The 292-nt window shown below is 72.3% G+C and carries 1 protein-coding gene; it reads right to left on the bottom strand.

Annotated features, from left to right (window positions below):
• Positions 1-48: 48 nt before the first annotated feature.
• Positions 49-292 (bottom strand): 2-C-methyl-D-erythritol 4-phosphate cytidylyltransferase (locus ACZYSP_RS35475; protein WP_489019239.1); only part of this gene is annotated, 244 nt, incomplete at its 5' end.

Here is a 292-nt window from a genome sequence, read left to right as displayed (position 1 = left end):
GTTGCGCACCGTGGCCGCCCGGGTCACGCCGCCCACGCGCAGCAGGTATTAGTTCTCGGCGGGAAAGCGCGGCAGCACCGCATCCACATCGCGGTCGTCCGGCGACACCACCAGCGCCAGCCCGGCGAAGCGCCCCGCCAGCGCGCGGAAGGCCTCCAGCGTGTGGGCCACCATCGGCCGGCCGGCCAAGCGCCGGTACTGCTTGGGCTGCGTGGACTGCGCATGCCCCGCGCGATAGCCGGAGCCGGCACACGGGATCAGCACGAAGAGTCGGGAAGAGGACATGAGGGAG

The sequence above is a fragment of the Variovorax sp. F042 genome (genome assembly GCF_057814215.1).
Note: the sequence above shows the minus strand (reverse complement) of the source record. Positions and strands in the feature narration are given on the sequence as shown.